The sequence below is a fragment of the Polaribacter sp. genome, assembly GCF_024639685.1.
Lineage (GTDB): Bacteria > Bacteroidota > Bacteroidia > Flavobacteriales > Flavobacteriaceae > Polaribacter.
Genome location: NZ_JAHEHX010000008.1, coordinates 1 through 5,944, shown reverse-complemented (window position 1 = coordinate 5,944; position 5,944 = coordinate 1). Strand labels below are relative to the sequence as shown.

Here is a 5,944-nt window from a genome sequence, read left to right as displayed (position 1 = left end):
CTTTACTAACCTTGCGCCACTTTCTAGCATTATAAAACTTAGAGTTGTCATGCAATCTTCTGCCTTGCACAACTCTTTCTTCTTGCCATGGCTTCTTCTTAGCTATTGGTAGGCTTGGCATATTAAAATGGTGTTGAAATATCACTTGCATCTGCCCATTTCGTTTTATCTTCAATAAACTTCATCCCAACATTTCCTAATGATCCGTTTCTATTTTTTACAACCATTCCAACAGCGTTTTCATCTCCCTGTAAGCCCAAGTAATTATCATACAAGTCTGAATAATTTTCTCTATCAAAACCATAATAACTGGGCCTATACAACAACATAATAACATCTGCCGCTTCTTCTATTGTACTCGCCTCTTTTAAATGATGTTTTTTTGGAATACTATATTGTGATTTTTTAACTTCTCTACTTAATTGACTTAATCCTATTACAGGAATGTTTAGTTCTTTAGCTAAATTCTTACACTCTCTAGCCGCTTCACCGACATTAATCCTAACTTCTTTGTCTCCAGAAAACATTTGTAAAAAATCTATAAAAAGTATTTTTATATCATGATTTCTAGCCAAAGACCTTGCTTTACGCTTCATTTGCGGCACCGTTAATGCTGGCTTATCATCTATAAATATTGGATAATCTTTCATTTGATTTACAATCTCAAATAGTGTAGAAAAATACTCCTGCTTTTCAAACCCTGTTCTACTTAACTGGTTCATGTGAAAAGAACTTTCTACAGCTGTAGCCCTAATTGCCAACTGCTGCACACTCATTTCCATAGAAAACATACCAACTGCTTTGTTTGCTTTTGCAGCTGCTAGAATATGTGTCATTGTTAAAGCGGTTTTACCCATTCCAGAATCTGCACCAATTACTATAAAATCTGTATTTTGCCATCCAGAAAAGTGCTTATCTAAAGCTTTTAACCCTGTAGGTAAACCTGTTATTTTACCATTGTTATTTGATAAAAATTCTAAACGTTTTGGCATTGCCAACATAGCATCATACCAAGACAAAGAAGAAGATTCGTTAGAAATAATATTATTAATAGCATCTAAACCTTTACCTGTAAAATCTAAAACATCAAAAACATCTATAGATTCGTTAAAAGCTTCAGATATTGCAGAAGAACACATAGATATAATCTCTCTTCTTAAATATTTTTGTATTATAATTCTAGCATGCTCTAAGACATGAGCTGATGAAGCTACTTTTTGAGTTAATTCAATTACTCTAAAATCTCCACCAATAAATTCTAACTTATTTAATTCTTTTAATTTTTCAATAACAGTAAGTAAATCTACTGGCCTGTTAGAATCGTTAAGAGATTTTATCGCAGAAAATAGATGCTGGTTTCTCTTATCGTAAAAATAATCTTGTTTTAAAATTAGCAAACAATCATCTATTGCTTTACGATCTATCATCATGGCACCAATAACCGCTTCTTCTAAACTTAAAGCTTGTGGAGGCATTTTACCAAGTTGTTTTTTATTTTCAGTGATTACAGTCATCTAGTTTAATCTTTTAGGCTTTGTTAAGGGAATTATAGCAGTATTCGAATAATTATTTTTTGAGCTGGAAGTATTCCAATTTAAAGCCAACCTGTTAAGTCTACCCAATAATTTATTTACTGTAAAAGGCAGCTCTTCTTCTTGCACTTTTGTTTCATAATATTTTAAGAAAAAAATATAATCTGGGATGGTTTTTTTGTACTGCATTTCAAATACCTCAAACCTGTCTTTTGCATTTTTAATAATAAAATTTATAGCAGAAAAATCTATATATATTCTATATCTATCTTCTATATCTACTTCCTTATATATAGAAGTTACAAAATTGTCACTCGGAGTTACAATTTTGTCACTCAAAAAAGGGGTTGGAGTTACAATTTTGTCAGTGGAAATATTAAGGATGTTTTTTGCAGTTTTTGTAAGAGAATACCACTTAGTTCTGTCGTTAGATTTATCGTTAAATTGATCCTGTTTTAAGAGGTCTAAATCAATCATTTTATCAATACAATATCTAAGCTGTCTTTTTGTAAAATATGGAAAATATTCTACCAACGTATCGGCTTTCATTCTTACCCAATAATCATTTTTAAATAAGTTTACGTTATCAGATTTATTTTTGAGATACCAAAAGCTAAAATGCTGCAACAATAAAGCAATATCTACCTTAAAATTTTTAGCTACTTCAACAGAAAAAGAATGCGATCTACTCATCTATTTTTTTTATTAAAAAATTCATACACAGCTGCATACGCAGGAGCCAACCACAAGCCAATTTTTATAAGCAACGATCTTTTCTCTGGCAAAGGAACACCTTTGTAAAAAAAATCTTCATAAATTTTAACACCTGCAAAACCATATTTGTTTAATGCATTTTTATAATTTTGCACATGGTTTACACCCGCAAAGCCTTTTTTGTTTTTATATCTCATGTGCGCACTTTTTACATAGATGTATTTTCTAAGCTTTACTTTTTTTCCTTTAAGAAACACCCACTTATTACGGTAGTTTTTCCATTTGTTAGATCCTAGATTCATCATACAGCAAACATCACATCTATTTCTTTTTCAAAACGATACATTCTTGCGGCAGTATGCATTTTCTCTCTAAAACCTTCCTTTTTAGGGTTGTTTAAGCGAACCCCACAATGCCCCAATGCAGATTGTACTTTAAGCTCAGGTATTTTAAAATATTCCGCCACTTCATGTATTTTATAACCTAGAAATACAATAGACAAATACACCAAGCACACAGCTCTTTTATTTTTGTTTTTAACCACCACTTTTAAGGCTTTGTTTAATCTTTTAATCTTTTTTTTCATAACATAAAATTTAATACCAGTTTACATTTTTAAACTGATTAGAATTAGACTTTGGCACCGTTTTAGTTTTTATAAAACCAGCACCCTCTACTTTTGTGCCTTTACTAGAACCAATAGCCCCAGTAATAGGATGTATATTATACTTCCAAAATTGCTTTATATGCTTTTTTTTTTCGCTACTATTCATCATGCAAAGAAATTAGATACATAACACTACAGACAATAAAAAAAACAATAGCAGCAAACAAGAGAAACAACCAATTATAGTTTATCGAATACGTAACCCAATCTATAGAAAGTATTAAATTTAAAAACGAAAAAGCAGCAACAAATACCGCTACAATACTTCCTTTAATAGTCCAATGATACTCGCTTAATTTTTTAGGAGAACTTGCCATAGCTTACGAATTAAAATTTTTTAAATCTTGTTCCTGCTTTTCCAACACATCTCTAGAAACAGCAATTTTTTCTACATACCAATCTTCTAATATTTTAGATACTTCTAGTAAAATTTCTTTCTGACTACTAGCATTAAAATTTTTCTTTAAATACAGAGCAATTGCTTCTGAAACATGTACCACATCGTCTAAATCTATTGTAGGTTCTTCTTTTTCATTTTTAAACTTATTTAGAGTAAGTTCTGACATAATTTTTTATTATTTAAGTTATAAGCGTTTTCCCAACGCCTTTAGGGTTATTTATGTTTATTACAATACGTACATACTTCTACAGAATCAAAAACATCTTTAAAATGACAATTACCAGGAGTACTACACCTAGCATAAGTGTTTGCAACCCTACAATTATGGCTACTAGCCTGTACAGTATTAATTTCCACGATATTGTCTATTTTGTTCATCTATAATACTTTGTTCTAAATATTTTTTTGTGGCCGTTTTAGTTTTTCCAGCATTCACCTTTAAAACAGACGAAGGATTCTTTTCTGCTTTATCTAACCAGCTTCTAGTAACATCGTATTTAGCAAAAGCCTCTTTTTTAGAAATCCATTTAACACGCTTATCTACAGAAGCAGCCACACCAGCCTCAGACAAAGCAGCAAACAATATATTTTTGTCTACAATAACCAAGTTATTTTCCTTTAAAAAATCTAGACTTACGACCTGCATACTACTCATTCTTTAAAGTTTCTATAATTTCTTCCAACACCGTAAAGGTTTCAGAAGCATTAGAACCATTGGTCCAAAAAGAAGCTAGATCTACCTTAGATAAATTAGGATGCAAAGAAACGCACACATTAAAAAAAGACGTAAAACTTCTAAAACCCATTTCAAAAAAAGACCTCTTAATTTTATACCTTCTAATACTATGTGCGCTCATAAATACCCCCTATTTATACTGTTAAACATATTTGCTTTCTAGAAGCATTAGATCTTCTAGCAAACCTTCTTACTTGATCATCTTGCACAATAAACACACTAAACATTTGCACCACTACCAATAGAGTAGTAATAAAAAACTGTTTAGGATTTTGCAAAATGTAAAACCTAGCCACATCTACTGCAGACCTAGCTTTTATTTTTTTTCTGATATTCTTAGTATGCGTATGCACCGTACTTTCTGCAATAAATAACTTAGCCGCTATTTCCTTTTCAGAAAAGCCAAACGCAATTAACTTAGATACCCTTTGTTCTTGATTAGTTAGTTTCATAGCCTTTTAAAATTTTACGTAAATCTTCTTTAGATCTATTTTCTAAAGCAGCAATTTTTTCTGCACATTCTATAAATAACGGATTGCCAATTTTTCTACCAGCAATAACCTGCGCTATCCACTGATCAGATTTTTTAAAAGCCAACGCCATTTCCTTAACAGCACCATACGGCAAGCTATCTCTTAATGCCTCACTACCCTTTAATTTGTCTCCCATTATTATAGTATTTTACCTATAGATTTTTTTCAACTTTATTAAAAATTGTACATTTACCATAGTTTGGTAAACTTAAATACAAACATACAATAAAAATTGCAATAAGCAATAATTTTCAATTAAATAATGGAAAAATAATGAAATGGATTCAGCAATACATTGATTATAAAGGCATTACAGTTTATAATTTTGAAAAAAAATTAGGTACAAGGAGTACAATTCACAAAGCTATTAAGTCAAATTCAAAGCTTAGATCGGATATTTTATCGAAAATAATTGAAACATTTAGCGATATTAGAGCTGAATGGTTACTAACTGGAGAAGGAGAAATGCTAAAAAACACACCTCAAAAAAAAATCAGCACAGACCCAAGAATATACGAGATACAAGAACTAACAGCACAGTTACATTTAACTGCTTTTGGTATTGGCAAAGACCTAGGCATCGCCACCGAAACTATAAAAAACATTATAATTAACGGACCAAGAGCTACCAGAAGCAAAACACTAGCCATCGTATTAAAATACCTGCACCAAAAAGCTGGCCATACAGGCACCACAGAGCTAGCTGAAGATTTTATATTAAAAGAACCAACCACCAACTATTTAAAAATAAACGAATTTAACAAGCTAAGTATAGAAGAAAAACTAACTCATTTACACAAACAATTAATAACACATGATAAAAAAACAGCTATAGGCTTAAAATCGGTAGAATTAATATTAAAAACAGTAACTAATAGACAAAAACTTTAAGGATTATTTTCATCATCTGCATCTTTAAAAAGATCCTGCAACAAAAAATCTACTTCATCTTTAGTGTAATGATGATCTTTAGAGTTAAGAAATAAAATAAAACGCAATCTACATTCTGGGGATTTAATTTTCATAATTTTTTTTAATAAAAATAATATCCAAAAAACATAAAAACAATACCTATATTTAGGTAAATTTAAGCATCCCTATATTTATGTAAAAAATATTTTTTATCTTAGTATTTTCATAGCAACAACCACTCAATCTTAGAAGCTTTTCTTTGTTGAGTGGTTTTAAAACCCTAAAATGGTAACTATTTTTTAGCATTTATAATTTGTTGATTACTAACCTTTTGAACACTTTAGTGTGTTATATAAGTAGTTGGCAGTAATTAGGTGTATCTAGCGTGTCCGTGATATAAATCCCAACCAAAGTGCTTCTTTGCTTCATCTACTGCAATGTCCATTGTCT

General features: G+C 30.6%; 13 protein-coding genes. 1 reads left to right on the top strand and 12 read right to left on the bottom strand.

Annotation, left to right across the window (positions count from 1 at the left end; translation table 11 throughout):
• Positions 1 to 122: 122 nt before the first annotated feature.
• The 11 genes from Q0L44_RS04660 to Q0L44_RS04610 form a co-directional block, all read right to left on the bottom strand.
• Positions 123 to 1,514, bottom strand: coding sequence for a DnaB-like helicase C-terminal domain-containing protein (locus Q0L44_RS04660; protein ID WP_296635925.1), 1,392 nt, complete (start codon positions 1,512 to 1,514; stop codon positions 123 to 125).
• On the bottom strand, positions 1,515 to 2,225 hold the full coding sequence (locus tag Q0L44_RS04655) for a hypothetical protein (RefSeq protein WP_296635920.1): 711 nt from the start codon (positions 2,223 to 2,225) through the stop codon (positions 1,515 to 1,517).
• Positions 2,222 to 2,443 carry a hypothetical protein gene (locus tag Q0L44_RS04650; RefSeq protein WP_296635917.1) on the bottom strand — a complete coding sequence of 74 codons (222 nt, stop codon included), beginning with the start codon at positions 2,441 to 2,443 and terminating at the stop codon, positions 2,222 to 2,224. The genes Q0L44_RS04655 and Q0L44_RS04650 overlap by 4 nt, the downstream gene beginning before the upstream one ends.
• Before the next feature lie 104 nt (positions 2,444 to 2,547).
• Positions 2,548 to 2,832, bottom strand: a complete 285-nt coding sequence (locus tag Q0L44_RS04645) for a hypothetical protein (protein WP_296635915.1) — start codon at positions 2,830 to 2,832, stop codon at positions 2,548 to 2,550.
• Between the two features lie 10 nt (positions 2,833 to 2,842).
• A complete protein-coding gene (locus tag Q0L44_RS04640; RefSeq protein WP_296635913.1) occupies positions 2,843 to 3,019 on the bottom strand; it encodes a hypothetical protein in 177 nt (58 codons plus the stop codon).
• On the bottom strand, positions 3,012 to 3,230 hold the full coding sequence (locus tag Q0L44_RS04635; RefSeq protein ID WP_296635910.1) for a hypothetical protein: 219 nt from the start codon (positions 3,228 to 3,230) through the stop codon (positions 3,012 to 3,014). The genes Q0L44_RS04640 and Q0L44_RS04635 overlap by 8 nt, the downstream gene beginning before the upstream one ends.
• A gap of 3 nt (positions 3,231 to 3,233) precedes the next feature.
• Positions 3,234 to 3,479, bottom strand: a complete 246-nt coding sequence (locus tag Q0L44_RS04630) for a hypothetical protein (protein ID WP_296635908.1) — start codon at positions 3,477 to 3,479, stop codon at positions 3,234 to 3,236.
• A 180-nt stretch (positions 3,480 to 3,659) separates the two neighbouring features.
• Positions 3,660 to 3,968, bottom strand: a complete 309-nt coding sequence (locus Q0L44_RS04625) for a hypothetical protein (RefSeq protein ID WP_296635907.1) — start codon at positions 3,966 to 3,968, stop codon at positions 3,660 to 3,662.
• Complete coding sequence (locus Q0L44_RS04620) at positions 3,961 to 4,170, bottom strand: hypothetical protein (RefSeq protein WP_296635905.1); 210 nt, start codon at positions 4,168 to 4,170, stop codon at positions 3,961 to 3,963. The genes Q0L44_RS04625 and Q0L44_RS04620 overlap by 8 nt, the downstream gene beginning before the upstream one ends.
• A 13-nt stretch (positions 4,171 to 4,183) precedes the next feature.
• Positions 4,184 to 4,501, bottom strand: coding sequence for a LuxR C-terminal-related transcriptional regulator (locus Q0L44_RS04615; protein ID WP_296635903.1), 318 nt, complete (start codon positions 4,499 to 4,501; stop codon positions 4,184 to 4,186).
• A complete protein-coding gene (locus tag Q0L44_RS04610) occupies positions 4,488 to 4,718 on the bottom strand; it encodes a hypothetical protein (RefSeq protein WP_296635896.1) in 231 nt (76 codons plus the stop codon). Before Q0L44_RS04610 ends, Q0L44_RS04615 begins: the two co-directional genes overlap by 14 nt.
• A gap of 137 nt (positions 4,719 to 4,855) precedes the next feature.
• On the opposite strand from Q0L44_RS04610, the gene Q0L44_RS04605 reads away from it, so the two are divergent.
• Positions 4,856 to 5,473 carry a hypothetical protein gene (locus tag Q0L44_RS04605; protein WP_296635894.1) on the top strand — a complete coding sequence of 206 codons (618 nt, stop codon included), beginning with the start codon at positions 4,856 to 4,858 and terminating at the stop codon, positions 5,471 to 5,473.
• Here Q0L44_RS04605 and Q0L44_RS04600 read toward each other — a convergent pair.
• On the bottom strand, positions 5,470 to 5,607 hold the full coding sequence (locus tag Q0L44_RS04600) for a hypothetical protein (RefSeq protein ID WP_296635892.1): 138 nt from the start codon (positions 5,605 to 5,607) through the stop codon (positions 5,470 to 5,472). The two genes, Q0L44_RS04605 and Q0L44_RS04600, sit on opposite strands and share 4 nt — an antisense overlap.
• Positions 5,608 to 5,944: the final 337 nt, after the last annotated feature.

What these genes read in the sequence shown, in the direction of transcription:
- Q0L44_RS04660 (WP_296635925.1), bottom strand. Translation starts at nt 1,514, where the DNA reads ATGACTGTAATCACTGAAAATAAAAAACAACTTGGTAAAATGCCTCCA.
- Q0L44_RS04655 (WP_296635920.1), bottom strand. Translation starts at nt 2,225, where the DNA reads ATGAGTAGATCGCATTCTTTTTCTGTTGAAGTAGCTAAAAATTTTAAG.
- Q0L44_RS04650 (WP_296635917.1), bottom strand. Translation starts at nt 2,443, where the DNA reads ATGAGATATAAAAACAAAAAAGGCTTTGCGGGTGTAAACCATGTGCAA.
- Q0L44_RS04645 (WP_296635915.1), bottom strand. Translation starts at nt 2,832, where the DNA reads ATGAAAAAAAAGATTAAAAGATTAAACAAAGCCTTAAAAGTGGTGGTT.
- Q0L44_RS04640 (WP_296635913.1), bottom strand. Translation starts at nt 3,019, where the DNA reads ATGAATAGTAGCGAAAAAAAAAAGCATATAAAGCAATTTTGGAAGTAT.
- Q0L44_RS04635 (WP_296635910.1), bottom strand. Translation starts at nt 3,230, where the DNA reads ATGGCAAGTTCTCCTAAAAAATTAAGCGAGTATCATTGGACTATTAAA.
- Q0L44_RS04630 (WP_296635908.1), bottom strand. Translation starts at nt 3,479, where the DNA reads ATGTCAGAACTTACTCTAAATAAGTTTAAAAATGAAAAAGAAGAACCT.
- Q0L44_RS04625 (WP_296635907.1), bottom strand. Translation starts at nt 3,968, where the DNA reads ATGAGTAGTATGCAGGTCGTAAGTCTAGATTTTTTAAAGGAAAATAAC.
- Q0L44_RS04620 (WP_296635905.1), bottom strand. Translation starts at nt 4,170, where the DNA reads ATGAGCGCACATAGTATTAGAAGGTATAAAATTAAGAGGTCTTTTTTT.
- Q0L44_RS04615 (WP_296635903.1), bottom strand. Translation starts at nt 4,501, where the DNA reads ATGAAACTAACTAATCAAGAACAAAGGGTATCTAAGTTAATTGCGTTT.
- Q0L44_RS04610 (WP_296635896.1), bottom strand. Translation starts at nt 4,718, where the DNA reads ATGGGAGACAAATTAAAGGGTAGTGAGGCATTAAGAGATAGCTTGCCG.
- Q0L44_RS04605 (WP_296635894.1), top strand. Translation starts at nt 4,856, where the DNA reads ATGAAATGGATTCAGCAATACATTGATTATAAAGGCATTACAGTTTAT.
- Q0L44_RS04600 (WP_296635892.1), bottom strand. Translation starts at nt 5,607, where the DNA reads ATGAAAATTAAATCCCCAGAATGTAGATTGCGTTTTATTTTATTTCTT.